This window comes from Pseudomonas sp. FBCC-B1667, from assembly GCF_059133255.1.
In genome coordinates this window covers 2,733,266-2,759,778 of sequence record NZ_CP101437.1, presented here as the reverse complement: position 1 = coordinate 2,759,778, position 26,513 = coordinate 2,733,266, and the positions used below count along the sequence as shown (strand labels likewise).

Below are 26,513 nucleotides of genomic sequence, written 5' to 3'. Positions count from 1 at the left end.
TTGCGGGGACACTGAGGCTAGACGCTGCGCGTCGGCCAGGAATCACAGCTGCCTCACCCCAATCCAAAACTCACCGCATCCCCCCGTAGGAGTGAGCTCGTTCGCAATAGCGGTGTGTCAGTCGACTGATCAATAAATGACAGACCGCTATCGCGAGCAGGCTCACTCCTACAGGGGATTTGCGGTGGCTGTGTATCTGAGTGTGTACAGACCCGCCCCTGACACACGCCGCCCATAAAACCCCGCCCCAACGACACATCGCAGATACACCGGCTTGGTCAACTGCACTTGTCGATTGGCCAAGCCGATCAAAGCGCACAACTCACTCACTGTACGGGGTATCACCATGTTCAAGTTCTCCACTTCTTCCCTGACCCTCGGCCTGCTCATCGCCGGTGGCCTGGCCTTGTCGAACGTCGCTTCGGCCTCCGAATCCGAAGCGTTCAGCATGAAACAACTGGCCCACGGTTACAGCCAGGTCCAGGCCGACACCGCGGAAAAACCGGCCGAAGGCAAATGTGGCGAAGGCAAGTGCGGTGCCGCCGAGTAGCCCTTTTGCGCGGGGCATTCGATGCTTCGCATCCTGACCTGACGGAGATCAAGCCCTTGAACACTTCAATTTCTTCGGCCGTGAAAGGCCTGCACCTGAACCTCGACCGTGCCGGTAGCTGGCTCGCGCCCCTGACCTTGCGGTTGTTCATTGCCTGGGAATTCTTTGAGTCGGGCCTGGAAAAATGGAACGGCGAGAACTGGTTTGCCGACATCCAGGACCGTTTTCCATTTCCGTTCGATCACGTGCCTGCCACGTTGAACTGGGAACTGTCGATGTGGGCCGAGCTGATTTGCGCCCTTGCGATTCTGGTAGGTTTGGGCACGCGGGTCTCGGCGATCATCCTGATCGTGGTCACCGTTGTCGCCACTGCCGCCGTTCACTGGCCAGCCGATTGGTCTACATTAAGTGAGCTTGCCCAGGGTTACGCCATCAGCAATAAAGGCCACGGCAACTTCAAACTGCCGGTGATTTACCTTGCCGCCCTCCTGCCCTTGCTGCTCTCGGGTGCCGGCAAGCTGAGCCTCGATACGCTGCTGGCGAGATTTTTCTGGCGCCGTCACACTCGCTGAAATGCTACCGTGACACGCGTCACCTTCCACCTCACTTGCGTAGTAGACAGGAGCCACCATGAGCGTGACCACCCAATGGATCGAGATCGACAGCGACGACGGTAAATTTGGCGCTTACCTGGCCATTCCGCATACCCAGCGCGGCCCGGGGATCGTCTTGATCCAGGAGATCTTCGGTGTCAACGAGCACATTCGCTCCGTCGCCGAGCAATACGCCGCGGATGGTTATCTGGTGATTGCGCCGGACCTGTTCTGGCGCAGCGGCCACCGCATCGAGCTGACCTACGATGAAGCCGGCTGGAAACGCGCCGTCGAGTTGATGAACGCTACCGACATCACCAAAGCGCAGGCCGACATCAAACTGGCCATCGACACCCTCGATGCCCAGCCGGGGCTGGATGGCGGCATCGCCTCCATCGGTTACTGCTTTGGCGGCCTGCTGTCATACCTTACTGCCACCAACGGGCTGGTGGACGTGGCGGTCGCCTACTACGGCGGCGGCATCCAGAATCACCTGGACCGCGCCGATGACATCCAGGTGCCGCTGCTGATGCATTTCGGTGAACAGGACAGCCACATTTCCCTGGAAGCCGTGGAACAAATCGCCGAACGTTTCGACACCAACGACAACGTGGAAATTGTCGTGTACCCGGAAGCCGAACACGGCTTCAACTGCTCGCACCGCGACAGCTACAACCAGCGCGCTGCGGCTGAGGCGCATGGCAACACGTTGATCTTTCTCGGTCAGGAACTGTAAAACCGCCCTCAACGAAAAAGGCCCCTTCATCGATGGATGAAGGGGCCTTTTTGTTGGGCATCATCATCTCGAACCGACCCCGTCGCATCGAGCAACTGACACCTCACCATGACGTCATGACTCGGATCACCAGGGGCGTATACGATTCCGCAACCTGGCACATCGTCGTCCCCTCGTCGGGTTTGTCCTCGCGTTGATGCTGGCCTGCCAGATGCGCAGCGCCTTGACGGGCTATGGACTCGGCGAACCGATGTTCCTGTTTGAAGGCATCAGTGCCTGGCCGAGCTCTTGCTGTCGCTGACCGGCATTGGAGGTTCTGCAATCGTCGATGCTCTGAACTACGCGAAGTTCTAAACGCACGGGCGTTCCGCCGAACGCCCGTCCCGAAGCAATCAGAGCTGCCCCGTCACCGCCATATTCACAAACTGCGTATCAAACCGCAGCTTGATGTTGTTTTTATCACCCAACGTCGAGCCATCGGCGAATTGCATGCCCACGGCATCGGCGCTGGTCGCCGCCTGGCCGAGCAGGCCCTTGGCGAAGGAGAAGGTGCGGACCTTGTCCATGGTGTGGCGGATGGCGTCGGAATTGGCGAACTCAAACGCGGTGCCCGGCGTGTAGAACAGCATGGTTTGCGTCAGTTGATCCTCGTAGCCTTTAAGGTCGGTGCCCGAACGTTCAGCCATCGAGGTGCGTGCGGCGATGGCCTGGCCGTTGTCGCCGGACATCAGTTGCAGCGTTTCGAACCAGGCACCGACCAGCGCCTTGCCCAGTTCCGGGTTGGCCTTCAGGGTCTCGGTGTTGACCGCCATCATGTCGATGATCTCGCCCGGGATTTCCTTGGAGGTGAACACTTCAACCGCCGTCGGTGACTGTTTCATTACCATGCTCAATTGCGGGTTCCACAGCGCCGCAGCGGTCACGCCGGGGGTGGTGAAAGACGCCACGGCATCGGCGTCCGAGGTGTTCATGATCTTGATGTCCCGTTGCGACAGGCCATGGATGTCCAGGGCGCGGGACATCAGGTAGTCGGAGACCGACAGCTCCACCAGGTTGACCTGTTGGCCCTTGATGTCGGCGAAGGTCTTGCCGTGTTTGAGCACGATGGCGTCGTTGCCGTTGGAGTAGTCACCGAGGATCAGGCCGGTGGTGTCGACGCCATTGGCACTCGGAATGGTCAGAGCGTCCATGTTGGTCATGCCGCAGCCGTCGAACGCGCCGGCCGCGTATTGGTTGATCGACTCGATGTAGTCGTTGAGTTGCACCAGTTCGATCTTGATTCCGTACTTCTTCGCCCACTTGTCGATGATCCCGTGTTCACTGGCGTAACCCCAGGGCATCCAGCCGGAATAGATCGACCACGCCACCTTGAACGCCTGCTTTTTCTCCGCCGCCGAAGCGCCGAACGCGAGACAGGACACGGCCAGCAACACCGCTGCGAAACGGTAAAACACGCACGAGAATGCCTTCATGGAAACCTCACGGGTTATGAAATGGGTAATGCGTTGATGTCAAACGAGCGGCTGGGTGTAGCGGCTCAAGGTCGGGGATTCACGTTCGTACCATTGCGCGGCGCTGGCGGTGAACCCGGTGGCTTGGGCATAGCTGATGTCGGGTTCCAGGGTGTCGATGACGAAAAGGCGTTCTCTCGCAACGCCCTCGACGGTGATCAATTGCGAGACGTGCTCGCCGTCGGGGAGCCGCTCGAAACCCTCCAGTGAAATCAATGGCTGACCGATACGGCCGGCACAGGTGGAAAGCGTCACTTGGTAGCCTGCTGAGAGAGAACCTTCGGCCACCGATGTCTCGAAGTTGAACGCGCGCTTGAGCCACTGCGGGTCTTCACCGTGGCGGGCGACCAGATCCCGGAGCGGCTCGGCTTCTGGACCGGATTCGAGCGGATCAGCCCGGCCCAGCACCAACGCCGCATGCTCACCGCAGACGATCAAACCACCGCCACGGTGATGCACAACACCGCTCTGCACTTCTCGTTCTTCAAGCAAGCGCAAGCCGATCAACGCACCCGGCTTAGATAGCTGAAGTCGCCAGTCTTCGACATAGGCACCGCTGGGGGATAACTCGATCATGCAGTTGCCGATGCGCTTGAGCACACCGGGCTCGGGCCAACGGTTATGCAGCTGGAACGAGGTGTCGGTGTGCCAACTCAACACGTCGCCGTCCCATGAACACAACGCTTCCCAGCCTTCGTAACTGGCCAGGGTCTGCAATTCTTCGGCACTGTATTCCAGCAGCCGTTTGGCCGGCACTTGTTGGCCTTCCAGCGGCAGGCGCAGATCGATGGTGAAATGGCGGCTCTGGAACCAGCAGACGTGGGTGTGCACGTCGGTCAGGCCGTCAGCGAAGCTGATCGACCGGCGTTTGTAGAAGCCGAGCATCCAGTCCGGCACGCCATCAGCAGCGGGTTGCGGATGTTGGGTAACGAGCTCCAGCAGATTCATCTCAAACCTCCCCCGCCATGGCGGCGCGACCGAACGAAGACAATCCCTTCGCCCCATCGGGCAAGCTCAACTCGCCGGCGGCCAGGCGCTGTTTGAGGTAGCGGAAGGTCTGCAGGGTTTGCGCGTACAGGTGATCGCCGCAGACATGCGGCCCATAACGGCTGGGATTCTGCGGGTCGAGCAACTGCGCGATGGGTTCGATCAGCGTGTCGTAGTCACAAGCGCAAAACATCGGGAAGGCGTAGCGTTCCTGGGCGACTTTGCGCACCCGGTGAGCGGTGGCGACGTAGCGGCCGTTGCTCAGTACTTCCATCATGTCGCCGATGTTGATCACAAACGCACCGTCCACCAACGGCACGTCGATCCACTGCCCTGCTCCGTTCAACACTTCAAGGCCCGGTGCGGTCGGCAGCAGGATGGTGAAGCATTCGTAATCGGTGTGCGCACCGATGCCCGGGCGATCTACAGCGGCGTTTGGCGAAAAGGGATAGTGGATCAGGCGAAGTTGACTCGGCGGGTTGTTCACCCGTTGGCTGATGGCGTTTTCCGCCAGGCCCAACGCCAGTGCGAAGCCGCGAAACAACGTGAGACTGAGGTTGAACACCGCGTCGTAGTAGGCCTTGATGTCCTCCTTGAAACCCGGGAAGACCGGCCAGCGATTCGGCCCTAACATCGGCCGTCGCCCTGGCGCCGGCGCATAATCGAAGCCGACGTCGAAGGCTTCCTTGTGGTCAATGGACCCTTCGACAAATTGCTCCTCACCTTCGGGAACATAGCCGCTGTGATTGTTCGACAGCCCGATGTAGTCCTGCATTTTTTGCTCGATCGACTGGGCGAAATAGTCCGCTGCCCGTTGCTTGAGCCGATGGATGATCTGCGGGTCAATACCGTGCCCGGTCACATAGAGAAACCCGGCCTGCGCGGCGGCGTCGCCCAAGGCAGTCGCTGCGTTTATACGTTCGGATTCGAGGTTCGAAAACAGCCCGCAGATGTCGACGAGGGGCAGCGTTTCGAAGGCTGAATGAGGAGTAATTCGAGGCATGGGCGCCATAAGTAACCTCCTGATGATTAGTCAAAATGTCACCTGGTCGTCCAGATATCGCAGAGCCGTGAGGCTTCCGGGTCGTCCCGGATCAATCGCACCGAAAAAGGTGCGCTATGACAGGAGCAATGTGCGTGCCACGTCTGCGCCTGGCCGGCATCACACCGCTATCTCGTTGATTTGAAAGCCCCGTTCTCTTACCGGGGAGTTGATGTCATTCGCTGTGCGATTTGAAAAAAGCACCAGGATGGCGCAATGGACTTCCCCTCGTTCCGGCGTTTTAATCGCACGCGGGCTTCAAAGCACAACAAGGAATCAGCATGCTCGATATACCCCTGCAGGACCGCGCCGCACCGGATGGCGTGTGCTACGGCTGCGGCAGCCGCAACCCTCACGGGTTGCACGTCAAGAGCCACTGGCACGAGGACGGCGTGCACGTCTTCGCCGAGCACTTGCCTGATGCCAAGTATTGCGGCTGGCCGGATCTGGTGTACGGCGGCTTGATCGCGATGTTGGTGGACTGCCATTCGAACTGGACGGCCATGGCGTATCACTACCGGGCCGAACACCGCGAGCCGGGCTCCCTGCCGCGCATCGACTGCGTCACCGGCACCCTGGGCATCAAGTTCATCAAACCGACACCGATGGGCGTTGCGTTGACCTTGCGCGCCAAGGTTGAGGGCGCGGTCGGGCGCAAGAGCCGCGTCATCTGCGAGGTCTATGCCGACGGCGTGCTCACGGCGGTGGGCGACTCAGTGTTTGTCCGGGTCGATACCGGGCAACTGGCCGCCGCAGCGCAAGGTCGTGAGGTTTAAGTGTTGTGAACCTCAGGGTCGGCCGAGCTACTTCGCCGACCCGTCATGGGGCTTGTAGAACACGAACAAGCCGATGCTTGCCGTTTTGATGTACTCCTTGGCCCAGACCGGTTTCACCGTTTTGTCGTGGAAATACATCGCGCCGCCGGTGCGATCCGGCAGCTGCTTGTTTAGCGCCTTGCGCGCGATTTCCTTGGCCAGCGCATATTGGGTTTCTTCCTGAACCGAGTCCGATTTCCCGTCGCACCACCAGGAGAACTGACAACTCTTGGTTTCGGAACCTTGCTTGACCACTTTGCACACCGTATCGGGAAAACCCTCGTGGCCGAGGCGGTTCATCACCACATTGGCCACCGCTTCCATGTCGGCCGTGTCCTTGCCTTTGGCTTCCCAGTAAATAGAACGCGCCATGCAGGTAATCGCGTCGTCGAGCGGAGCCGTGCCGGCCGGGTCGACGGCCTGGACTTCGGACTGGGTGATGGCCTCGGATTTGGGCACCGGTACATCGCTGCTCTTCTCGGCAGCCTTCTGTTCAAGCACCTGCGCCTTGTTCTCTGCGACCTCCTTTTTTTGTTGTAGATCGTCCGCCATGGACGGGGCGGCAAGTAGACAAAGAGCGAGAAACGCGGCGATGCATTTAGCGGGCATAATGCAAACACTCTGAAAGGTGTCGGTTAAGTGTAGTAGCCAAATCATCTCAACTACGGACCAACAAACTGCAAAAACCCGTTGCCTTGTACGGGGGGAATTCGCGCATCATGGGCGCAGTCCGTCCAAGGGGGTTTCCATGCACGTCTTTTCATCCGCTATGCGCTTGTCGGGGTTGTCGTTGGGTCTGGTGCTTGCCGCATCGGCGATGGCGTCCGATGAAACGCAACTGGTCGATTCGATCAACGCTTTTCGCAGCCTGCCGCAGAGTTGTGCCGGTCAGGTCTCGCCGGAGTTGCCACCGTTGACCAGCGATCCGCGCCTGATTCTGCCGGCCAGCGGACAGGTCGACTTGCAGCAGGCCATGGTGCGTGCGTCGTATCCGATGCTCCATGTGCAAGCGATATCCCTGACCGGCCCGCGTGACGCGCAAGCGGCGATGATGGCGGTACAGGAAAGCTTTTGCCAGGTGGTGCTGAACCTGAAATTCGTCGACATCGGCGTCAGCCGCCAAGGTAACGACTGGCGCATCGTGCTGGCCCGCCCGCTGTTGACCGCACGCTTGGGTGATGCCGCTGCCGAAGGCCAGAAGCTCTTGGTCGAGCTCAACGCCGCGCGCAGTAAACCCCGTCAGTGCGGCAGCCAGCCATTTGCCGCCACCACGCCGCTGACCTGGAACGCCACCCTCGCGTCCGCCGCTGAAACCAACTCGCGGGCCATGGCCAACAACAACTATTTTGATCACAAGGATCGCGACGGCCGTACGCCCGGGGATCGCGCGGAACTGGCGGGTTACAACTTTCAGCAGATCGGCGAGAACATTGCCGCCGGGCAAGACACCGTGCGCAAGGTGGTCGATGGCTGGCTGGCCAGCCCTGGTCATTGCGCCAACTTGATGAATCCACAGTTCCGAGAGCTCGGCGCAGCTTACGCAAACGATCCGAAAAGCGATGCGGGTATCTACTGGACAGCCATGTTCGGTACGCAATAAGGGCGATGATCAGAGCGGCGATGCGCCGCTCTTTCAACGTTTGCTAACGGTTGCCGACGGTTTGGGCTTTTACGATGGCCCAGGCCATTGCGTCATCGAAGTCCAGAAGATGCGGGGACGGATGGTGGTCCTCCACTATTACCGAGCCGTCCGGCCGGTACACCCCGATGAACATTTTCAGGGAGCCATCTTTCAGGATTTCGGCCGTAACCTTGATCGAGCATCCGTTGGTAAGCGTTTCCTTGTGTTCCTCATGTCGTTCAGTCATCGCTGTCTCCCCCGCGTGGTGGATGGATCGAGTCAGGCCTCTTTCTGAGCGTAGTAGACGTTCGCCCGTGATCATCGCCGGCCATGGCCCGTTTCAACGCGAACCTCCCAAGACAGCGGCGTAATGCCACCTATACTGCATTTCACCAACCCCGCCCGGGGCCTGCGCTACCCACAATAACAAGCAGAGGTGGAACATGGTCTGGCAGCAAATCTACGACCCCTTCGGTAACCCGGTCATCTCAACGCTCATGGCCGCCGTGCCGGTAGTGGTGATGCTGGCCTCCCTCGCGTTTTTCCACATCAAGGCACACATGGCGGCGCTGCTCGCGCTGGCGTCTGCGTTGCTGATTGCGATTTTTGCTTTCGGCATGCCGGCCAATATGGCGGGCTCAGCGGCGTTATTCGGCGCGGCGAACGGTTTGCTGCCGATTGGCTGGATTGTGCTCAACATCATCTTCCTGCACCGACTGACCACCGAGAACGGCTCGTTCAAGGTGCTGCAGGACTCCCTGGCGCGCATCACCGACGACCGACGTCTGCAATTGCTGCTGATCGCCTTCTGCTTCGGTGCTTTTTTTGAAGGCGCAGCCGGGTTCGGCACGCCCGTGGCGGTGACCGGTGCGATTCTGATCGGTTTGGGCTTCTCGCCGCTGGCCGCGTCTGGCCTGGCGTTGATCGCTAACACCGCGCCGGTTGCGTTTGGCGCACTGGGCACACCGATCATTACCTTGGCCAAGGTGACCGGGCTGGACGAAATGGAACTGTCGATGATGGTCGGTCGCCAACTGCCATTCTTCTCGGTGCTCGTACCGTTCTGGTTGATCTGGGCCTTCGCCGGGTGGCGCAAGATGCTGGAGATCTGGCCGGCGATCCTCGTGGCTGGCGTCAGCTTCGCCGTGCCGCAATTCCTGGTGTCCAACTACCACGGGCCGATGCTCGTCGACGTGATCGCCGCACTGATTTCCATGGCCTGCCTTACCGGTTTCCTCAAGGTCTGGAAACCGGCCACGGTGCACACCTCGGCCGCCCTGACCGGGCGCGTTGATAACTCGAAAATCGACGCCGAACATGAGCAGGCACCGACGGCCAATGCGACTTTTTCTGCCGAGGCCAAACCGGCGGTGATGCGTGCCTGGATGCCGTGGATCATCCTCACAATCTTCGTGTTCGCCTGGGGCACCCAGGGTTTCAAAAACACCTTCGATACCCGCCCGGCCATTGACCCGCAAACCCAATCGGTCAAGCTCGACCCACAGGGCAAACCGATGCGCGAAGCCAACCCGGTGTTCGCGCCCGCCCTGACCTTCACCACCTTGCACCAGCAAATCGAGAAGGTGCCACCGGTGGTGCCGGCACCGAAAACCGAAGAGGCGATTTACAAATTCACCTGGTTCACCGCCACCGGCAGCGGCATCTTGCTGTCCGCCATTCTCGGCGGGCTGCTGATGGGCTACTCGATCCCGCAACTGGCACGCCAATACCTGCGAACGTTGTGGGTGGTGCGCTACTCGCTGATTACCATCGCGGCGATGCTCGCGTTAGGTTATCTCACCCGGTACTCGGGGCTGGACGCGACCATGGGCCTGGCCTTTGCCGCAACCGGTATTTTCTATCCGATGTTTGGCACCCTCCTCGGCTGGCTCGGCGTGGCGTTGACGGGCTCGGACACCGCTTCCAATGTGTTGTTCGGCGGCTTGCAACGGGTGACGTCCGAACAACTGGGGATCAGCCCGGTGCTCATGGCCGCGGCGAACAGTTCTGGCGGGGTCATGGGCAAGATGGTCGATGCACAGTCAATTGTGGTCGCGTCCACAGCCACGCGCTGGTACGGGCATGAGGGCGAGATTCTGCGGTATGTGTTCTTCCACTCGATTGTGCTGGCGATCATGGTCGGCGGGTTGGTGACGTTGCAGGCGTATGTGGCGCCGTTCAGTCATATGGTGGTGGGTGGGCATTAGTCCCTAAGACACACCGCTTGCCCCACAACCCGGACGAATGACCCGGGTGGTGGGGCAAACGCTGCTTTACTGGTACAAATCCCGAATACACGGAAAGCGCCTCGATGGAACGCCTCACCGCCAAAGACTTCGCCCCCCAACTGCTCGAACTTTATGACTATTACGTCCACGGCAAGATTAACCGCCGCGAGTTTCTCGATCGCGCGGCGTTGTTCGCCTTGGGCGGTTTGACTGCCAGCGCACTGCTTGCGTCCCTGAGTCCCGACTACGCGCTCGCCGAACAAGTGGAATTCACCGACCCGGACATCCTGCCCGAGTACATCACCTACCCATCACCCAAGGGCCATGGCACTGTGCGCGCCTATCTGGTGCGCCCGACCAGGATCACCGGAAAAGTACCGGCGGTGGTGGTCGTGCATGAAAACCGTGGGCTCAATCCTTACATCGAAGACGTCGCCCGACGCGTCGCCAAGGCCGGGTTCATCGCCCTCGCCCCTGACGGTTTGAGTTCAGTAGGCGGTTATCCCGGCAACGATGACAAGGGCCGTGAGCTGCAGGCGAAGGTCGATCCGGAAAAGCTCATGAATGACTTCTTCGCCGCCATCGAATGGCTGATGAAAAACGACACGACCACTGGCAAAGTCGGCATCACCGGCTTCTGCTATGGCGGCGGTGTCGCCAATGCGGCGGCCGTGGCGTATCCGGAACTGGCGGCGGCCGTGCCTTTTTATGGTCGCCAGCCAAAGGCTGAAGACGTGCTCAGGATCAAGGCGCCGTTGCTGCTGCATTACGGTGAACTGGACAAGGGCATCAACGAAGGATGGCCGGCGTATGAAGCCGCGTTGAAAGCCGCAGGCAAAACTTATGAAGCCTGCATTTATCCGGGCTGCAATCACGGCTTTCATAACGACTCGACGCCCCGATACGACGAAGCCGCCGCGAAACTGGCGTGGGACCGCACCTTGGCGTGGTTTCACAAGTACCTGGTTTAGGTATCAATTCCTTCGATCTTTTACATCACGAAGCCTAATTTTTTATTTGTCCCCGGCTTATTCAAGATGTCGCCCTCTCGGATAAGTCGGACGACACCTACATGAACCTGAATTTTGCCTTTGCCTGCTTCATCGTTGTGTCGTTCGCGATTGCACTGGGTCATGGCTGAACTCAGGCATCGACCTGAATCACTTCAATACCCAACCGCTGGTAATCCTCAACGTTGCCCGACGCCACCTGTTGCTCGGTAATCAGCGTATGGAGGCGATTGCACGGTGCAACCACAAACGGTTCCACGGCACCCAGTTTGTCAGCCATGGTCACCGCCACCACGTGTGACGCGCTGTCGAGCATCGCCTGCTTCACCGGCACCTCATCGAAATGCAGCGAACTGATGCCGACGTCCGGGTGAATCGCGCAGACCCCGGTGAACAACAAATCGGCCTTGATCCCCTCGATCAGCCTTAGCGTTTCATGGCCGCTGGCCGACATCGTCGCGGGATTGAGCTGCCCGCCGGCCAGGATCACTTTGATGCCTGTGTAGTCGGCCAAGGCGATAGCGATCATCGGCGACGCGGTAATCGCCGTGATAGCAATGTCCTCAGGCAACGACCGCGCGATTTGCAGCGTGGTGCTCCCTGAATCGAACAACACAATCTGGCCATCCTGCACCCGGCGCGCGGCGAGTTGCGCCAGGCGCGTTTTCACCTCATCGGTTTCACCGACCCGGGTGAAGAAATCCTTGCCGGTGTCTTTAGGTCGCGGCAATGCACCGCCGTGCACCCGTTGCACCAGTCCTGCGCTGGCGAGCTCGGACAGATCACGGCGGATGGTGTCTTCGGACACGGAGAAATGTTGGCTCAACTCTGAAGCCATCACTTTGCCGTCTCGCTCAAGAATCAGGAGGATTTTCTGCCGGCGCACGGAAGGTAGCTCGGATACGGCGTGCTGATCTTGCATGTTTATGCCTGCTTTTGCGTGTTTGTGCGAGATTAGCCAAGCCGCCGGATAAACACAATCGAGGCGGTGATGGATAAGGTTTCTGGCAAACTCCCACGGTGCCTTCGTCCAGAGCAGCCCTCACCCATGCTTTTTGCCCTTGTCTCAACCGGTTCAACGCCCACGCCTTCATACCCTCCGGTGACGGTTCCCTGGTGGAGTTTCACCAAGACCGTGCTCAGCGCCGCCGCATTGTCACTGGTGCGTGATGGCCTGTTCGACTTGGACGACACGCTGCCGGAAGGACCGTTCACCCTGCGCCAAGTGCTGCGGCATGAAGCAGGACTGGCGGATTATGCAGAGCTGGCGGCGTACCACGCGGCCGTCGCGCGCAACGAAGCACCGTGGTCAGCCGATGAAATACTGCGCCGGCTCGATGCTACCCGGTTGCGCTACACACCCGGTGATGGCTGGCGATATTCGAACGTTGGCTACCTGTATGTGGCGAATTTCATCGAGCGCCTGACCGGTTTGATGCTGGAAGAGGCACTGAACCGACTGGTTTTTTCACCCCTCGGTTTGTCAGGTGTCCGTCTCGCCAAAACGCCTGCCGATCTGCAGGGCGTGAACATGGGCGCCGCGCAGTCGTATGACCCAGGCTGGGTTTATCACGGGCTGCTGGTTGGTCCGCTGGATCAAGCGGCTGCTTGCCTGGATCGTCTACTGGCCGGCCAGACCCTGCCGCCGGCGTTACTGCGCGAGATGCGATCGGTGCGTACGCTGGGCGGGCCGATCAGCGGGCGTCCGTGGATGGCGCCGGGTTACGGGCTGGGCCTGATGCAAGGCGTGGTCGAGGGTGGATTGATTTTGAGCGGACACACCGGCGGCGGACCGGGCAGCGTGATCGCGGTTTATCGCGGCGGTGAAGGTGACAACACCGCGAGTTGCGCGGTGTTTGCTGAGGGTGGCGCCGAAGGGGCAGTCGAGGCAGAGGCCGTGAGTCGCTTGATGAACGCGGTGATTCGATAATCCCGTGTCCACTGTAAACGCCGACCTCAGTTGCTCGCTACCTGCGCCACGCTGCCCGAGGTCACCAGCGCCTTCAGCGAAGCATCAAACTGCTTCAGCGCAGTCACCTGCAATTCGGTTTGCCGGTCGATTTGCGCCTCAATTTCCGGAGCCGCTTTGCCGTGCACCCAAACCGAAGGCATTTGTTGTGCGCGTGCGCCTTCGGCCTGGCCGATGTACTGCAGGTTTGCATCGTAGAACTTGGCCATGAAACGCGCTTCGACCTGATTATTGCGCTTGGACACCAGGCGACTGTAGGTATCCAGCATCACCACCACGTCAGGATGGGCTTGCACCAAGGTGTCGAGGTTGTCGTAGACGGTCACCGAGCCGAACTGTTTTTGCAGCGAGCTCATGAGCCAGTTGATCGCAAGTTTCGGATCGGAGCTGTTGACGAACGCGCTGCTAATGCGTGGATCCAGCTGGGGGTTTTTAGCGCCGTTCACCGCCACCGCATGGTATTGCTCAAGGTATTGCAGGGTATTGATCGTGTTTTCGCTGTAGAGCACACCCACTGATTGGGCCTGTTGCAGACTGGCTGTGCTGTCGCCTACAGGGGCGAAATGGCAAGCCGGATCAGCCGCGTAGGCCGGCACGGTGGCGGCGACGCTGCCGGTGAAGACGGCGATAAAAGCGAGCAAGGTAGACATTTTCATCGCACAGGTTCCTTCAAAGGCGAATTCGGTTTGTGGCTATCCTCCTCCGATGGCGAAAAAACAGAACTTGCATTCCTTGATGGTGATTATTGATTAAACCAATGGTTGGGCGATGGACCTGGTCTACGCTGTCCTGACGCCCTTTTTCCCTGTCACCCATGGAGCCCACCTGTGAGCCGGATACCTTCTGCTGCCCTCTTGTTGACCGTGTTGTTTACCCTGTCGAATCCAGCCGCTGCCGATACGCCGGCCCTGAATGAAGCGCGCACCCTGGTGGCCAAAGCGCACATGGGCAGCAACCTCCCGGCCCTTGCGCTGTCGACGGCGCAGGGAACAGTGACCTGGTCGGTCATTGCCGAGAAACTGGGGGCTGACGACGCCAATCGCATCGTGTCCGAAGAAATTACCGCGCTGCTGCCCAAGTACCAGCCGGAATGGGACGAGAACCTGGCGCGAGCCTATGAGAAGTCGTTCTCCGAAGAAGAACTGTCATCGCTCGTCGCGGATGGTCCGGCCTCGCAATACGTGGAAAAGGTCAAAGCCCAGCAAGCCACCGTCGCTGGGGATATGCGTTCGACGTCGGAGCCGATTGTGGTGGCGCTGGTGACGGAGGCGCTGAAGGTGACCATGGAAAAACGCGTGCCGTAAAGCGGTCTACGCTGCTTCAGGTACGCCACTTCCCACGCGTACCTGGGAGAGACCACTATGCTGCGCACCTTGCTGACCGCTTCGTTATTGCTTGCACTCAGTCTCCCGGCATTGGCCGGGGTTACGCCGTTCCCCGCCGCATTTCATACGCAGGACATTACGGTCGAAGGCGTCAAGATCCATGTGCGCGTCGGCGGCAAGGGGCCGGCCGTGGTGATGCTGCATGGTTTCGGCGACACCGGCGATATGTGGGCGCCCTTGGCGGCGGACCTGGCCAAGGACCACACCGTCGTGGTGCCGGACTTGCGCGGGCTCGGTCTGTCGGCGATCCCGGAGAGCGGCTATGACAAGAAGACCCAGGCCGGCGACGTCCGTGGCGTGTTGGCCGCGCTGGGGATCGAGCATTCGGTGGTCATCGGCCATGACATCGGCACCATGGTCGCCTTCGCCTATGCCTCGCGTTATCCGCAACTGACCGATCGCCTGGTGGTGATGGATGCGCCGGTGCCCGGCATCCCGCCCTGGAACGACATCGTCCGCTCGCCGATGCTGTGGCACTTCGACTTTGGCGGGCCGGACGCCGAGCGTCTGGTGGCGGGTCGTGAGCGCATCTACCTGGACCGCTTCTGGAACGAATTTGCGGGCGACCGCAGCAAAGTCGATGAGGCCACCCGTCAGCATTACGCCAAGCTTTATGCCCGCCCCGGTGTGATGCACGCGGCCTTCGCGCAATTCCGCAGCATTCGTCAGGACGCCGTGGACAACGAAGCCTCGATGAAGACCCGGCTGACCATGCCGGTACTGGCCATCGGCGGTGAAAAATCCTTTGGGGCCAATGAAGCGATCGTGATGCGCAACGCGGCGGACAACGTCACCGAAGTGGTGATCCCGGGCGCCGGGCACTGGCTGATGGAGGAAGCGCCGGCGGCGACCATTCAAGCGATTCGCGCTTTCATTGCGCCGTGATACGCCCTTGTTACGTGGCTGATTCCAACGATGTCCACGCTGTTACCTTAGTGTCCATGTTGTCACTTCTGCGGGGCCTGGCCGGTCAATAGAGTAGTGCCTCCGGTGTGCAGGGCGGACGTTCAGCCCGGCTGCCCGCCGATCCCCCCATCACGGCTGGAACTTCACATTTGCTGACGCAACGGTGAGTGCGGCCGCGCACTAAGGCACGGTGGGGCGGTCGAAGGGCCGCCCCGTTTCATCGTTTGATACTCCGCCGTTACACACGCTGTTACCTGCCGGGCTGGAAACGTATTGATGCGCCCTCCGACTGTAACGCCAAGACACTTCGCCGCTCCGCTGCGCCCGCCTACAGTGAAGCCGTCAATGCGCCAACGAGCCATTAATTGCCCGACACACCCACCAAGGAATAGGGAAACCATGAGCAAATCCATTGCGGTAAGTGAGCAACAACAAACACTTCATGACAACGTGCAGGCCGCGGTCAAATCGCTGCTGGCCGCGCCAACGGCCTTGAAAAGCACTGATTACGCCAAGGTCCTGACGTCGACGCTGGCGGCCACTCAAAAGTCGGTCAAAATCCAGATCGCCGCCGGCGACCTGACCACGCTCAAACAATCAGGCTACAAGTTATGTTTCGCGAAGAAGGTCGGTAACGAAGCCTACAACGTGGTCTGGCAGTCCTATGTTCAATACCTGAGCAACAACACCTTCAGCTGGACCCCGCAGTATCAGCTGTTCGGTTCCAATACATTTCAAGCCAACGTGCAAGTGGAAGTCTCGACCAACATTGTCACTATTGGTCTGGGCCAACAGTCAATTCTCGACACTTCGGGGTTGATGGGGCCGGCGACGAGCGGCGGCCCTGACACGGCGATCACCCTGATCAACAATTACGGCAATATCCACCCGGGCGTCAGCCAATTGTCCACCGGCATCGATGGCAAGCAGGTCAGCACCCCGATCTACGTAGCCTCCAATCCAGTGGTCCTCGGCTCCACGGCGCTGACCCCGGTCGAAACCATTTTGGTGTGGTTCGAACAGAATGTGCAGACCAGCACCATGTTCAGCACCTCGCGGTCTCAATCCGTCGAGATCGACCTGACGTTCGGCAACAATGCCGCTCGCCTCTACTCCGGAGGCAGCTGGACCGTCGTGTAAAACCTGCAACAGGGGCAACCTTGCGGTTGCCCCTCTGCTCACGCGTCACTGCCGCCCCGGGCGAAATACCCGGTCAATGAACGGCAGATCGATTCCGCCAGATCTTCCTGCGTGGCGATGCCGTAAGGTCGATTGCGATCAAACTGCTCTGACCAGCGAATCCGCCCCTGCGCGACATCAATCAGGCGCACCGAGGCCCGGACCCGCGTCGCCTCAACCCGCACACTGCCCTCCAGCGAATAATTACCGCGCCCGGCCCGCACCAGGTCCGAGGTTTTGACGCTGCTGCGCGGCACCTTCATCAAAACGTGGCTGCCACGGTTTTGCGTGTGCTCGAACGATTCGAACAACCTGCAACTCAGCTCTTCACACAAACCCCGGGCAAAGTCGTCGCCGTCGCGGGTGATGCAGGTGAACGGCTGAATCTGCAACACCGGGTGGCGCGTCGCGATTGTTTTGGGCCGTAGTCGTTGATAGGCCAGGCGATAACACCCGGCCGGAAGACTCAGGTGTACCGGGTCCTGCTGACCGCTGGTGGCGTAATGCGCCGCGAGTTTGCGGCGCAATCGCCCCACCTGCACGCGCACCACCGGATCGTCGCCGGTGCAGTAAATCGCCGGATCACGGCGAAACACCGCCAGGCCGATAGCGTGCTCGGTGAGCGCAATGTTCGGATATTCAAGGTCATGATCGACCAGGAAGCGCAACAGGTCGCCCATCCGCCTGGACTTGGCAAACACCGGGCTGGCCAACAGTTGTGCCAACACCCGCTGCATGTCTTCACGATCCAGTGGCTCGGGAACACCCTCGGCACTCGAATTGCCAACGTGCTTGATCACCATTGCCTGCCTCCGTGCAGGTTATCGACAATCACTCGCCACCTCATTGGAGGTGGAATTGATACTGAAGTCGTACTCCTTGACCCTCTGCAGCGCCCCGCAGGGAAGGCGCGGACGCTGCAAGGTCGAAGCTTAGCAGCCGGCAGGAAATGGGTTGGATAATTGCCGCTGGCAGGGCGCCCTGTTCGTCTGATCTGTCGTTTTCTGCCGATTGTGTGTCTGTCCCGTCACCCGCGCCGGTCAGACAATGCCCAGCGGACCGCTACAGTTTGTTAATATCCACGCGCTTTTTTCGTCTGGTTGATCAGCCGCCCAGGATTTCACGTCGCTGCACAGGATTTTCCCCCATGAGTACGTTGTATACCCGTCGCACTGTCCTGCGCGGCATGAGCCTGTTGAGCCTCGGCCTGCTGGCCGGTTGTGATGACAGCAGCAAGCTGTCGTTCAAGTACGGCAAGGACCTCAGCGACAAGATCATGGGCCGCACCTTCAAGCTCAAGGACGTCGATGGCGAAACCCGGATGCTGACCAGCTATCGCGGGATGATGCCGATGATTTTCTTCGGCTTTACCCAATGCCCGGCCGTGTGCCCGACCACCTTGGCCCGCGCCGCCCAGGCGAAAAAACTGATGGGCCGCGATGGCGAAAAGCTTCAGGTTATTTTCATCACTCTGGACCCTGAGCGCGACACGCCGCCGATGCTCGACAAGTACGTCAAATCCTTCGACCCGACGTTCGAAGCGCTGCACGGCACGCTGGAAGAAACCGCCGCCACCGCCAAGGAGTTCGGCGTGTTCTTTGAAAAAGTCCCTAACGGTGACAGCTACACCCTCTCCCACACCGCGACCAGTTACGTCTTCGACTCCCGGGGCAACTTGCGCCTGGGCCTGTCCGCGTCCCTTACCGCCCAAGAGTGCGCAGAAGATCTGCTCACCGTCATGGAGGTCTGCTAATGACTGCAACATGCTTCAAGCGCATCAAACAACTGGCCTTGAGCCTGTCGCTGATTGGCCTGGCGTTCCAGGCCTCGGCGCAAACCGAAGTCCACGACGCCTGGGTCCGCGCGACCGTTGCCGGCCAACCGTCCACCGGCGCGTTCATGACCGTGCAGGCCGACAGCGACAGCACCCTGCTGAGCGTTCAGTCGCCGGTGGCAAAAACCGTACAGATTCACCAAATGAGCATGAAAGACGATGTGATGAAAATGGACAGGGTCGAATCCGTCGCGCTGCCGGCCGGCAAGCCTGTGGCCTTCGATCCCCACGGCTACCACGTGATGCTGATTGACCTGACCGCTCAGGTGAAAGAAGGCGATACAGTCCCGCTGACCCTGACCGTGAAAAACGCCAAGGGCGAGCAGGAAACCATCGAAGTGCAAGCCGAAGCGCGGGCACTCGGCACGATGGATCACAGCAACATGCACTAAGGCCCCGGCCTGATGGCGGCAGCGGATTAAAAATCGAATTGAACCCTGCGGCCCATCGCGTTTTCGAAATCCTATCGCGCCAAACTTCGACGAAGTCAGGCGCCATTGGAGAGGAAATCCCGATGAACACCCGACTTCTGCTTCTGATCGCCTGCCTGAGCCCTGCGCTGGCCATGGCCGAAAGCTGTGACGTCCAGACCCGGTCCCAAAGCCCTTCCGTGCCGGTGGTGGAATCCCATAGCTGCTATGAGTACGAGGGCATGCCGGTCAATGCCATCGACTGGTCGTGCAGCAACGAAAGCAAAGACATGCTGACCAGCACCAAGAAAAAGGTCGAGCAGTGCGACGACCACTACCAGGCCACGTGCATCGCCACGCTGACCCAGGAATCGTTGGCCAACCCGCACTCCACCAGCAAAGACAAAAACAGCACCTCGCTCAACATCCCCGACAATGCCCGGGTCACGACGTACTACTACAGTGCCGAACACTTGAGCCAGGCGAAGATTGACTGCGAATCGGGCGGCGGGCACTGGAAAGCGCAGTAGTCATCCGGCACGCGTTCCGCCAAACCCGCGGCCCGGGCGGGTCCGGGCGCTCTGCCTCAGTTATTTATACTCAAATGCCAGCTTAATAATATTTTACCGATACCAGGGTGATCCCTAGTCTTGACCCCAAGAGATGGCAGGCCATTAGCGACCTGAATCCCACTTCGAAGGGTAAAGAGATGACCAAAGAAAAAACAAAAACAGACACGCTGATCGTTGGCGCCGGTCAGGCTGGCGTGGCCATGAGTGAACACCTGAGCAAACTGGGTGTGCCGCACCTGGTACTGGAGCGCAACCGGATTGCCGAGCGCTGGCGCACCGGGCGTTGGGATTCCCTGGTGGCCAATGGTCCGGCATGGCACGACCGCTTTCCAGGCATGGAATTCGATGACCTGAGCCCCGACGGCTTTGCCCCGAAAGAACGTGTTGCCGACTACTTCGAAGCCTACGCAAAGAAATTCAATGCCCCGGTGCGCACCGGCGTGGACGTGCTGAGCGTCACACGCAATGTCGGCCGCCCAGGCTTCACCGTTGAAACCTCCGACGGCGTGATCGAGGCCAACCGTGTGGTGGCGGCCACCGGGCCGTTCCAGAAACCGGTGATCCCGCCGATCGCACCCAAAGATCAGCCGTTCATTCAGATCCACTCGGCGGATTACCGTAATCCCGAGCAATTGCCGGAAGGCGCTGTGCTGGTGGTGGGCGCCGGTTCATCGGGTGTGCAGATCGCCGATGAATTGCAGCGTTCGGGCAAGCAGGTTTACCTCTCGGTCGGCGCCCACGACCGCCCGCCTCGCGCTTATCGCAACCGGGATTTCTGCTGGTGGCTGGGCGTGCTCGGCGAGTGGGATCAGGCGGCGATGAAACCCGGTCGGGAACACGTGACCATCGCGGTCAGCGGTGCCCATGGCGGCAAGACCGTCGACTTCCGTGGCCTTGCCCATCGCGGCATGACCCTGGTCGGCCTGACCCAATCGTTCAAGGGCGGCGTGGCGACGTTCCAGCCGAACCTGGCCGAGAACCTGGCACGCGGTGACGAGAATTATCTGGCGCTGCTCAACGCCGCCGACGCTTACATCGAACGCAACGGCCTGGACCTGCCGGAAGAACCCGAAGCACGCATTACCTTCCCTGATCCGGCGTGCGTGACGAATCCGATTCTTGAGCTCGACCTGGTCAAGGCCGGCGTGACCTCGATCATCTGGGCCACCGGTTTTGCCACCGATTACAGCTGGCTCAAGGTCAATGCCTTCGACGCCAACGGCAAGCCGCAGCATCAGCGCGGTGTGTCGAGCGAGCCGGGCGTTTATTTCCTTGGCCTGCCGTGGCAGTCGCGTCGTGGGTCTTCGTTCATCTGGGGCGTGTGGCACGACGCGAAATACGTGGCCGATCACATCGCCATCCAGCGTTCATACCTCGACTACCACGATGCGGCGCAGCGTCAGGCTGAAGCCGTGCCGGTCGCCCACAAAACCACTGTCAGCGCTTAAGACCTTTTTCAGGAGCTTCACATGGCCACGCCAACCCACACCCGTATTCGCATGTTCAACACCAAGGAAACCTACCCGAACCAGAGCCTGGACAACGATTTGTGCCAAGCCGTGCGGGCCGGGAATACCGTTTATGTTCGTGGCCAGGTCGGGACTGATTTCGAGGGCAAACTGGTCGGTTTGGGCGACCCGCGAGCCCAGGCCGAGCAAGCGATGCGCAACGTTAAACAGTTGCTGGAAGAGGCTGGCAGTGACCTGAGCCACATCGTCAAAACCACGACTTACCTGATTGACCCGCGGTATCGCGAGCCGGTTTATCAGGAAGTGGGCAAGTGGCTGAAGGGCGTGTTTCCGATTTCGACCGGGTTGGTGGTGTCGGCGCTGGGGCAGCCGCAGTGGTTGATGGAGATTGATGTGATTGCGGTGATTCCTGAGTAAGGAAGTAGACCGAGTCGCGGCCATCGCAGGCAAGCCAGCTCCCACATTTGATCTTCTGTGAACACAGAATTTGTGTACGACATACATCGAATGTGGGAGCGGCGGTGCGACGATTCGACCTGCTCGCGAAGGCGCCAGCCCAGACACCTCAATAGCCAAGGGTTAACCAAGGAGCAAAACCATGACCTTCTCCATCGCCGCCCGTTGTCCCGAAACCGGTCAGTTCGGCATCGCGATCAGTTCCTCCAGCATCGCCGTCGGCGCCCGTTGTCCGTGGTTGCTGCCGGGTGTCGGCGCGGTCTCGACGCAAAACATCACCCTGCCCTCACTCGGCCCCGAAACCCTTGCCCTGATGGAGCAAGGCCTCGGACCGGCCGAGGCGCTGGACAAAGTCCTGACCCGCAACGGCTACAGCCAATACCGGCAAATCACCGCCATCGACCACCTCGGCCGCACCGCGCATTTCAGCGGCGCGCAAACCCTGGGCAACCACAACGCCGTGTCCGGCGAACAATGCGTGGCGGCCGGCAACATGCTCGCGGACCGCTTGGTGATCGAGGCGATGGTCGAAGCGTTCGAACACGGCGAAGGCCAACTGGCCGACCGCTTGCTTGCCGCCATGAAAGCCGCGATGGCTGCTGGTGGTGAAGCCGGGCCGGTGCATTCGGCAGCGATGATCGTCGTGGGCGAATTGACGTGGCCGATCATCAACCTGCGAGTCGACTGGGCCGAGGAAAACCCTATCGGTGAGCTAGAGAAACTGTGGGACGCGTATCGCCCACAAGTTCAGGACTACATCGACCGCGCCCTCGCCCCGGACAAATCCCCTGGCTACGGCGTCGCCGGAGACGACCGATGAGCCACAGCCGCGAGTTGTTGCAGGCGCTGGTAGCGTTCGACACCACCAGCCGAGAATCCAACCTGCACCTGATCGAGTTTGTCCGCGACTACCTCGCGGGCTTCGATGTGCCGTGCGAGCTGGTCTACAACGAACAACGCAGCAAGGCCAACCTGTTCGCCACGATTGGCCCGGCGGACATCCCGGGCATCGTGCTGTCGGGGCACACCGACGTGGTGCCCGTCGATGGTCAGCCGTGGACCGTGCCGGCGTTCGAACTCACCGAGCGCGACGGCAAACTCTACGGACGCGGCACGGCGGACATGAAAGGCTACATCGCCTGCGTGCTGGCGCTGGCGCCGTCGCTGGTGAACGCCACACTGAGAATGCCGGTGCACATCGCGCTTTCTTATGATGAAGAAGTCGGCTGCTTGGGCGTGCGCTCGTTGCTGGCGGAACTGGAACAGCGTCCGGTCAAACCAATGCTGTGCATCATTGGCGAGCCGACCGAGCTGAAACCGGTGCTCGGGCACAAAGGCAAACTGGCAATGCGTTGTGATGTTCACGGGCAAGCGTGTCATTCGGCGTATGCGCCGCTGGGGGTCAACGCGATTGAATACGCGGCTGAATTGATCGGTGAACTGGGGCGGATTGGCAGCCGACTGAAGGCGCCAGAGTTTCACGATTCGCGCTTCGATCCGCCGTTCAGCACGGTGCAAACCGGGGTGATTGCGGGTGGCAAGGCGTTGAACATCGTCCCCGCCGATTGCCGCTTCGACTTCGAAATCCGTGCCCTGCCTTCGTTTGATCCCAACGATGTTGCGCAGGAACTGAAAGCCTACGCCGAGCAACAGGTGTTGCCGCGCATGCGTGCCGTGAGTGAACAGGGTGAGATCCGCTTCAGCGAGCTGTCGATGTACCCTGGTCTGGCGACGGAAGCGCACAGCGAAGCCGCTGAGTTGATTGGCGCGTTTTCCGGTTCCCGGGAATTCGGCACCGTGGCCTTCGGCACCGAGGGAGGCCTGTTCGACGCCGCTGGCATCCCCACCGTCGTCTGCGGCCCAGGCAGCATGGATCAGGGCCACAAACCCGACGAATTCGTCAGCCTCCAACAACTCAACGAATGCGATGCGATGCTGCAACGGATGTTGCAATCGATCAGCTGATCCGCAATTTCACAAACACCAAAAAACCCTGTGGGAGCGAGCTTGCTCGCGATGACGGACCGGCATTCAACATCTCTGTTGACTGTCACACCGCTATCGCGAGCAAGCTAGCCCCCACAGTATCGCTTCCGTAACGAGCCCCTGTTCTCCCCGGATTTCCAGCGACCAACCGGCATACTTTTTTTAACGTTTATACCCACAATCTTACTAATTTATCTCTCCCCGCCCACCGCCCATCATCAACTCCAACAAGAAAAGCGTTGCCCTCGTGCGGCGCTCACCGAAGTACGTCCACGTACTCACATTGCCTTGGAGTTCGTCATGGTTACCGCTGCAACAACCTCCGTCCCGCTCATCGAGAAACACACCATCGGCTACGTGCCGCCCGAAGATCGTCACGGCAAGACCCGCGACCTGTTCACCCTCTGGTTTGGCGGCAACATCGCGCCGCTGCCCATCGTCACCGGCGCCCTCGGCGTGCAAATGTTCCACCTCAATCTGGTGTGGGGCATCGTCGCCATTCTCGTCGGCCATCTGGTCGGCGGCGTGCTGATGGCGCTGCACTCGGCGCAAGGCCCGCAGATGGGCATCCCGCAAATGATCCAGAGCCGTGCCCAGTTCGGCTCTCTCGGCGCCCTGCTCGTGGTGCTGATCGCCGGCGTCATGTACATCGGCTTCTTCGCCTCCAACATCGTCCTCGCCGGCAAGTCTCTGCATGGCGTGGTCGACAGCGTGCCGGTGCCGGTCGGCATCGTCATCGGCGCCCTCGGTTCCGGCATCATCGGCATCATCGGCTACCGCTTCATCCACGTGCTCAACCGCATCGGCACCTGGGTGCTCGGCGCCGGCATCGTGCTCGGCTTCGGCTACATCTTCACTCACGTACAAACCGCCGACTTTCTCACCCGCGGCAGCTTCAACCTGTCCGGCTGGCTCGCCACCGTGTCCCTCGCCGCGCTCTGGCAAATCGCCTTCGCACCCTACGTGTCCGACTACTCGCGCTACCTGCCGACCAACGTACCCGTCGCCGCCACCTTCTGGACCACCTACCTGGGCACCGTGCTCGGCTCCAGCCTCTCGTTCATCTTCGGCGCCGTCGCCGTCCTCGCCACGCCGGTCGGCATGGACACCATGGACGCCGTCAAACTCGCCACCGGCTCCATCGGCCCGTTGATGCTCGTGCTGTTTTTGCTCAGCGTCATCAGCCACAACGCCCTCAACCTCTACGGCGCCGTGCTGTCGCTGATCACCCTGGTGCAAACCTTCGCCTATCGCTGGATTCCCACCGCCAAAAGCCGCGCCGTGCTCTCGGTCATCGTCCTCGCCGCTTGCTGCTTCGCTGCCGTCGGCGCCTCGGCCAACTTCATCGGCCACTTCGTCGACATGGTGCTGGTGCTGCTCGTGGTGCTGGTGCCGTGGACCGCGATCAACCTGATCGACTTCTATGCGATTCACAAAGGTCAGTACGACATCGGTTCGATCTTCAAAGTCGATGGCGGGATCTATGGCCGGTACAACCCGCAGGCGTTGTTGGCGTATGCGATTGGCATCGTCGTGCAGATACCGTTCATGAACACGCCGCTGTACGTCGGGCCGATTTCGGAACACGTCAACGGCGCGGACCTGTCCTGGCTGGTTGGCCTGCTGATCACCTCGCCGCTCTACTACTGGCTGGCGAACCGTGACAGCGCGTACAAGCGCCGTCTCTCGACCGGAAAACTGGCCACCTCCCTCTAATTATCCCCACAATCCCTGTGGGAGCGAGCTTGCTCGCGATGAGGCCCTGACAGTCAATTCTGAATTGCCTGACAGACCACCATCGCGAGCAACCCCGCTTAACCAAAAATTAAATGAACCCCGCCCACCGCAGCTCACCTAACTGAATGACTATCAGGAGGGTGATCAATGCAAACCGAAACAATCTGGATCGTACTCGTGGCAGTGCTTCTGCTGATCGAGCTATGGGCCATCAACCGAGTTCGAAAAGCCCAAGGCAAATCGAGCAACAAACTTTTGTGGATCGTGGTGATCGTGTTCGTGCCGCTGATTGGGGTCCTGGCATGGGCAGCGTTCGGCCCGAAAGATACCGAACACAACCCGCATTCGCCGCAGGCGAGGGAATGACATCAAACGATAAAAGCCCTGATGATTTGGGGCTTTGTCATTTCTGGCCATCCGAAAATCGTGTAGGAAATCGCCCACTGTGGCGAGGGAGCTTGCTCACGTTGGGCAGCGAAGCGGCCCCAACGTGCACCAAACTTTTAAACACCCCAAAACCCTGTAGCAGCTGGCGAAGCCTGCGTCCGGCTGCGCAGCAGCCGCAAACTCGGCAAGCAACGTCCACCTGACACTAAACAACCTCTGATATCACGACAGCGACTCAACCAAACGCAGTCTCAACCATCCACCCAAAACCTGCATTTACGTCCTACAACCCCGTTTGCAGCCACCAAAATCGACGCCTATATTCGACCCGTCGCTGACCGCAGTTAGCGATTGGGTTTCGCAGCCCTACAGAATAGAATCAGCCGGCACCGTCATAAGACACCCAGGCGAGCTTCGCCTGCGTCGCAGTTTATGGCGGCTGTGCGTGGGAGACTTTCGAGTCTGCCGGGTTTGATTCTTCCTGGTCTGCGAACCCGCGCACAGTTGCCACCCATTTTGTATCGCAGCAAAAAGGTGGCAGTTAATTCCCTTAAAAAGAATCTTATCTAATGAAAACAGACAACCCGCCCCGCCGCTTCACCCCAATGTCCCAACTCGCCACCGACTACCCCGTCCTGCTCATCGACAGCGACGCCCCACTGCGCGAACTCCACAACTGCGTCAGCGAACGCCTCAGCGCCGTCCTCAAATACCTCAACCTCATGGCCTGCACCAGCCTCCCCGACTACGCTGAAAACGATATCAATACCGTCACCAACATCGCCCGGATCCTGATCCAAGACGTGAGCGATGTGTTTCGGGTGATTGAGCAGCTTGGGTTTGATATGCCTAAGGGTAAATGACCACATTTCGGCAGAAAGAAAACCTGCGTTGTTGCGGAATACGGTGCACTTAAGCTGTAACGAACCTTGTGGCAACAGGCGAAGCCTGCGTCCGGCTGCTTAGCAGTCGTGAAATCGGACGTTGTGGTGATCCAGGAAATTCGCGCGTTCAGGATTTACGGCTGCTACTACAGGACACAAAGCCGACAGATCTATGTATTCAAATAGATCTGTCGCCTTTCTTGCCCACCACATGAAAGCTTGCACAAAAAAGATCCACCCGTTGGA

Annotated in this window: 29 protein-coding genes; 21 read left to right on the top strand and 8 right to left on the bottom strand. The window is 59.9% G+C overall.

All coding sequences use genetic code 11. The features are described from left to right. Positions 1 to 346: 346 nt before the first annotated feature. The 3 genes from NL116_RS12485 to NL116_RS12475 are packed head-to-tail and all read left to right on the top strand — an operon-like array spanning position 347 to position 1,879. Complete coding sequence (locus NL116_RS12485; RefSeq protein WP_494377425.1) at positions 347 to 550, top strand: HvfA family oxazolone/thioamide-modified RiPP metallophore; 204 nt, start codon at positions 347 to 349, stop codon at positions 548 to 550. A gap of 56 nt (positions 551 to 606) precedes the next feature. Next, complete coding sequence (locus NL116_RS12480) at positions 607 to 1,122, top strand: HvfX family Cu-binding RiPP maturation protein (protein ID WP_494377424.1); 516 nt, start codon at positions 607 to 609, stop codon at positions 1,120 to 1,122. A 58-nt stretch (positions 1,123 to 1,180) separates the two neighbouring features. After that, on the top strand, positions 1,181 to 1,879 hold the full coding sequence (locus NL116_RS12475; protein WP_494377423.1) for a dienelactone hydrolase family protein: 699 nt from the start codon (positions 1,181 to 1,183) through the stop codon (positions 1,877 to 1,879). A gap of 392 nt (positions 1,880 to 2,271) precedes the next feature. Here NL116_RS12475 and NL116_RS12470 read toward each other — a convergent pair whose 3' ends face one another. Genes NL116_RS12470 through NL116_RS12460 form a run of 3 tightly spaced genes read right to left on the bottom strand, consistent with a single transcriptional unit; the run spans position 2,272 to position 5,380 of the window. Then, positions 2,272 to 3,351, bottom strand: coding sequence for a putative urea ABC transporter substrate-binding protein (locus NL116_RS12470; protein ID WP_494377422.1), 1,080 nt, complete (start codon positions 3,349 to 3,351; stop codon positions 2,272 to 2,274). Positions 3,352 to 3,390: 39 nt separating this feature from the next. Next, positions 3,391 to 4,338 (bottom strand): hypothetical protein, encoded by a 948-nt coding sequence (locus NL116_RS12465; RefSeq protein WP_494377421.1) that lies wholly within the window; start codon positions 4,336 to 4,338, stop codon positions 3,391 to 3,393. A gap of 1 nt (position 4,339) precedes the next feature. Then, entirely contained in the window at positions 4,340 to 5,380 is a 1,041-nt protein-coding gene (locus NL116_RS12460) for an isopenicillin N synthase family dioxygenase (RefSeq protein ID WP_494378051.1), read from the bottom strand. A gap of 320 nt (positions 5,381 to 5,700) precedes the next feature. Between NL116_RS12460 and NL116_RS12455 the strand changes: the two genes are divergently transcribed. After that, complete coding sequence (locus NL116_RS12455; protein ID WP_494377420.1) at positions 5,701 to 6,195, top strand: PaaI family thioesterase; 495 nt, start codon at positions 5,701 to 5,703, stop codon at positions 6,193 to 6,195. Between the two features lie 27 nt (positions 6,196 to 6,222). Here the strand turns inward: NL116_RS12455 and NL116_RS12450 are convergent, their stop codons facing one another. Beyond that, positions 6,223 to 6,843: a cell wall hydrolase gene (locus tag NL116_RS12450; RefSeq protein ID WP_494377419.1), complete on the bottom strand. Its 621-nt coding sequence runs from the start codon at positions 6,841 to 6,843 to the stop codon at positions 6,223 to 6,225. Between the two features lie 139 nt (positions 6,844 to 6,982). Between NL116_RS12450 and NL116_RS12445 the strand changes: the two genes are divergently transcribed. After that, positions 6,983 to 7,834, top strand: coding sequence for a CAP domain-containing protein (locus NL116_RS12445; RefSeq protein ID WP_494377418.1), 852 nt, complete (start codon positions 6,983 to 6,985; stop codon positions 7,832 to 7,834). A 43-nt stretch (positions 7,835 to 7,877) separates the two neighbouring features. On the opposite strand, the gene NL116_RS12440 is transcribed toward NL116_RS12445, so the two are convergent. Then, positions 7,878 to 8,102 (bottom strand): hypothetical protein, encoded by a 225-nt coding sequence (locus NL116_RS12440; RefSeq protein WP_494377417.1) that lies wholly within the window; start codon positions 8,100 to 8,102, stop codon positions 7,878 to 7,880. 196 nt (positions 8,103 to 8,298) lie between these two features. Here NL116_RS12440 and NL116_RS12435 point away from each other — a divergent pair, with 196 nt between their 5' ends. Then, complete coding sequence (locus NL116_RS12435; RefSeq protein ID WP_494377416.1) at positions 8,299 to 10,062, top strand: L-lactate permease; 1,764 nt, start codon at positions 8,299 to 8,301, stop codon at positions 10,060 to 10,062. Positions 10,063 to 10,166: 104 nt separating this feature from the next. After that, positions 10,167 to 11,054, top strand: coding sequence for a YghX family hydrolase (gene yghX / locus NL116_RS12430; protein WP_494377415.1), 888 nt, complete (start codon positions 10,167 to 10,169; stop codon positions 11,052 to 11,054). 172 nt (positions 11,055 to 11,226) lie between these two features. On the opposite strand, the gene NL116_RS12425 is transcribed toward yghX, so the two are convergent. Continuing rightward, positions 11,227 to 12,015 (bottom strand): DeoR/GlpR family DNA-binding transcription regulator, encoded by a 789-nt coding sequence (locus NL116_RS12425; RefSeq protein ID WP_494377414.1) that lies wholly within the window; start codon positions 12,013 to 12,015, stop codon positions 11,227 to 11,229. A gap of 126 nt (positions 12,016 to 12,141) precedes the next feature. Between NL116_RS12425 and NL116_RS12420 the strand changes: the two genes are divergently transcribed. After that, on the top strand, positions 12,142 to 13,023 hold the full coding sequence (locus NL116_RS12420) for a serine hydrolase domain-containing protein (RefSeq protein ID WP_494377413.1): 882 nt from the start codon (positions 12,142 to 12,144) through the stop codon (positions 13,021 to 13,023). Between the two features lie 26 nt (positions 13,024 to 13,049). Here the strand turns inward: NL116_RS12420 and NL116_RS12415 are convergent, their stop codons facing one another. Next, positions 13,050 to 13,718 (bottom strand): ATPase, encoded by a 669-nt coding sequence (locus NL116_RS12415; RefSeq protein WP_494377412.1) that lies wholly within the window; start codon positions 13,716 to 13,718, stop codon positions 13,050 to 13,052. A 171-nt stretch (positions 13,719 to 13,889) separates the two neighbouring features. Between NL116_RS12415 and NL116_RS12410 the strand changes: the two genes are divergently transcribed. From NL116_RS12410 to NL116_RS12400, 3 genes are all read left to right on the top strand, one after another. Further along, positions 13,890 to 14,366 carry a DUF2059 domain-containing protein gene (locus NL116_RS12410; RefSeq protein ID WP_494377411.1) on the top strand — a complete coding sequence of 159 codons (477 nt, stop codon included), beginning with the start codon at positions 13,890 to 13,892 and terminating at the stop codon, positions 14,364 to 14,366. Positions 14,367 to 14,423: 57 nt separating this feature from the next. Next, the gene (locus tag NL116_RS12405) at positions 14,424 to 15,332 is read left to right on the top strand and encodes an alpha/beta fold hydrolase (protein ID WP_494377410.1); all 909 of its coding nucleotides are present in this window, start codon (positions 14,424 to 14,426) and stop codon (positions 15,330 to 15,332) included. A 420-nt stretch (positions 15,333 to 15,752) separates the two neighbouring features. Further along, positions 15,753 to 16,493, top strand: coding sequence for a hypothetical protein (locus tag NL116_RS12400; protein ID WP_494377409.1), 741 nt, complete (start codon positions 15,753 to 15,755; stop codon positions 16,491 to 16,493). Between the two features lie 38 nt (positions 16,494 to 16,531). On the opposite strand, the gene NL116_RS12395 is transcribed toward NL116_RS12400, so the two are convergent. Further along, entirely contained in the window at positions 16,532 to 17,335 is an 804-nt protein-coding gene (locus NL116_RS12395; protein ID WP_494377408.1) for a hypothetical protein, read from the bottom strand. 344 nt (positions 17,336 to 17,679) lie between these two features. Here NL116_RS12395 and NL116_RS12390 point away from each other — a divergent pair, with 344 nt between their 5' ends. From NL116_RS12390 to NL116_RS12345, 10 genes are all read left to right on the top strand, one after another. Further along, positions 17,680 to 18,285: an SCO family protein gene (locus tag NL116_RS12390; RefSeq protein WP_494377407.1), complete on the top strand. Its 606-nt coding sequence runs from the start codon at positions 17,680 to 17,682 to the stop codon at positions 18,283 to 18,285. Continuing rightward, entirely contained in the window at positions 18,285 to 18,758 is a 474-nt protein-coding gene (locus tag NL116_RS12385) for a copper chaperone PCu(A)C (RefSeq protein WP_494377406.1), read from the top strand. The genes NL116_RS12390 and NL116_RS12385 overlap by 1 nt, the downstream gene beginning before the upstream one ends. Positions 18,759 to 18,880: 122 nt before the next feature. Next, complete coding sequence (locus tag NL116_RS12380; RefSeq protein WP_494377405.1) at positions 18,881 to 19,306, top strand: hypothetical protein; 426 nt, start codon at positions 18,881 to 18,883, stop codon at positions 19,304 to 19,306. Between the two features lie 143 nt (positions 19,307 to 19,449). Beyond that, entirely contained in the window at positions 19,450 to 20,796 is a 1,347-nt protein-coding gene (locus NL116_RS12375) for a flavin-containing monooxygenase (protein ID WP_494378050.1), read from the top strand. A 21-nt stretch (positions 20,797 to 20,817) separates the two neighbouring features. Continuing rightward, on the top strand, positions 20,818 to 21,234 hold the full coding sequence (locus tag NL116_RS12370; RefSeq protein WP_027925290.1) for a RidA family protein: 417 nt from the start codon (positions 20,818 to 20,820) through the stop codon (positions 21,232 to 21,234). 181 nt (positions 21,235 to 21,415) lie between these two features. Next, positions 21,416 to 22,093, top strand: coding sequence for a DUF1028 domain-containing protein (locus NL116_RS12365; RefSeq protein ID WP_494377404.1), 678 nt, complete (start codon positions 21,416 to 21,418; stop codon positions 22,091 to 22,093). Continuing rightward, the gene (gene argE / locus NL116_RS12360; RefSeq protein WP_494377403.1) at positions 22,090 to 23,238 is read left to right on the top strand and encodes an acetylornithine deacetylase; all 1,149 of its coding nucleotides are present in this window, start codon (positions 22,090 to 22,092) and stop codon (positions 23,236 to 23,238) included. Before NL116_RS12365 ends, argE begins: the two co-directional genes overlap by 4 nt. Before the next feature lie 321 nt (positions 23,239 to 23,559). After that, positions 23,560 to 24,975, top strand: coding sequence for a purine-cytosine permease family protein (locus NL116_RS12355; RefSeq protein WP_494377402.1), 1,416 nt, complete (start codon positions 23,560 to 23,562; stop codon positions 24,973 to 24,975). Between the two features lie 168 nt (positions 24,976 to 25,143). After that, positions 25,144 to 25,362 (top strand): PLD nuclease N-terminal domain-containing protein, encoded by a 219-nt coding sequence (locus NL116_RS12350; RefSeq protein ID WP_494377401.1) that lies wholly within the window; start codon positions 25,144 to 25,146, stop codon positions 25,360 to 25,362. A gap of 590 nt (positions 25,363 to 25,952) precedes the next feature. Further along, positions 25,953 to 26,246: a fructose-bisphosphate aldolase gene (locus tag NL116_RS12345; protein ID WP_494377400.1), complete on the top strand. Its 294-nt coding sequence runs from the start codon at positions 25,953 to 25,955 to the stop codon at positions 26,244 to 26,246. Positions 26,247 to 26,513 lie beyond the last annotated feature (267 nt).

Excerpts from the sequence above, each read along its gene's own strand:
- NL116_RS12425 (WP_494377414.1), bottom strand. The coding sequence starts at position 12,015 with ATGCAAGATCAGCACGCCGTATCCGAGCTACCTTCCGTGCGCCGGCAG.
- NL116_RS12470 (WP_494377422.1), bottom strand. The coding sequence starts at position 3,351 with ATGAAGGCATTCTCGTGCGTGTTTTACCGTTTCGCAGCGGTGTTGCTG.
- NL116_RS12390 (WP_494377407.1), top strand. The coding sequence starts at position 17,680 with ATGAGTACGTTGTATACCCGTCGCACTGTCCTGCGCGGCATGAGCCTG.
- NL116_RS12450 (WP_494377419.1), bottom strand. The coding sequence starts at position 6,843 with ATGCCCGCTAAATGCATCGCCGCGTTTCTCGCTCTTTGTCTACTTGCC.
- NL116_RS12365 (WP_494377404.1), top strand. The coding sequence starts at position 21,416 with ATGACCTTCTCCATCGCCGCCCGTTGTCCCGAAACCGGTCAGTTCGGC.
- NL116_RS12465 (WP_494377421.1), bottom strand. The coding sequence starts at position 4,338 with ATGAATCTGCTGGAGCTCGTTACCCAACATCCGCAACCCGCTGCTGAT.
- NL116_RS12460 (WP_494378051.1), bottom strand. The coding sequence starts at position 5,380 with ATGCCTCGAATTACTCCTCATTCAGCCTTCGAAACGCTGCCCCTCGTC.
- NL116_RS12475 (WP_494377423.1), top strand. The coding sequence starts at position 1,181 with ATGAGCGTGACCACCCAATGGATCGAGATCGACAGCGACGACGGTAAA.
- NL116_RS12405 (WP_494377410.1), top strand. The coding sequence starts at position 14,424 with ATGCTGCGCACCTTGCTGACCGCTTCGTTATTGCTTGCACTCAGTCTC.
- NL116_RS12395 (WP_494377408.1), bottom strand. The coding sequence starts at position 17,335 with ATGGTGATCAAGCACGTTGGCAATTCGAGTGCCGAGGGTGTTCCCGAG.
- NL116_RS12485 (WP_494377425.1), top strand. The coding sequence starts at position 347 with ATGTTCAAGTTCTCCACTTCTTCCCTGACCCTCGGCCTGCTCATCGCC.
- NL116_RS12415 (WP_494377412.1), bottom strand. The coding sequence starts at position 13,718 with ATGAAAATGTCTACCTTGCTCGCTTTTATCGCCGTCTTCACCGGCAGC.
- NL116_RS12440 (WP_494377417.1), bottom strand. The coding sequence starts at position 8,102 with ATGACTGAACGACATGAGGAACACAAGGAAACGCTTACCAACGGATGC.
- NL116_RS12380 (WP_494377405.1), top strand. The coding sequence starts at position 18,881 with ATGAACACCCGACTTCTGCTTCTGATCGCCTGCCTGAGCCCTGCGCTG.
- NL116_RS12355 (WP_494377402.1), top strand. The coding sequence starts at position 23,560 with ATGGTTACCGCTGCAACAACCTCCGTCCCGCTCATCGAGAAACACACC.
- NL116_RS12370 (WP_027925290.1), top strand. The coding sequence starts at position 20,818 with ATGGCCACGCCAACCCACACCCGTATTCGCATGTTCAACACCAAGGAA.
- NL116_RS12445 (WP_494377418.1), top strand. The coding sequence starts at position 6,983 with ATGCACGTCTTTTCATCCGCTATGCGCTTGTCGGGGTTGTCGTTGGGT.
- NL116_RS12435 (WP_494377416.1), top strand. The coding sequence starts at position 8,299 with ATGGTCTGGCAGCAAATCTACGACCCCTTCGGTAACCCGGTCATCTCA.
- NL116_RS12345 (WP_494377400.1), top strand. The coding sequence starts at position 25,953 with ATGAAAACAGACAACCCGCCCCGCCGCTTCACCCCAATGTCCCAACTC.
- yghX (WP_494377415.1), top strand. The coding sequence starts at position 10,167 with ATGGAACGCCTCACCGCCAAAGACTTCGCCCCCCAACTGCTCGAACTT.
- NL116_RS12385 (WP_494377406.1), top strand. The coding sequence starts at position 18,285 with ATGACTGCAACATGCTTCAAGCGCATCAAACAACTGGCCTTGAGCCTG.
- argE (WP_494377403.1), top strand. The coding sequence starts at position 22,090 with ATGAGCCACAGCCGCGAGTTGTTGCAGGCGCTGGTAGCGTTCGACACC.
- NL116_RS12420 (WP_494377413.1), top strand. The coding sequence starts at position 12,142 with ATGCTTTTTGCCCTTGTCTCAACCGGTTCAACGCCCACGCCTTCATAC.
- NL116_RS12400 (WP_494377409.1), top strand. The coding sequence starts at position 15,753 with ATGAGCAAATCCATTGCGGTAAGTGAGCAACAACAAACACTTCATGAC.
- NL116_RS12350 (WP_494377401.1), top strand. The coding sequence starts at position 25,144 with ATGCAAACCGAAACAATCTGGATCGTACTCGTGGCAGTGCTTCTGCTG.
- NL116_RS12455 (WP_494377420.1), top strand. The coding sequence starts at position 5,701 with ATGCTCGATATACCCCTGCAGGACCGCGCCGCACCGGATGGCGTGTGC.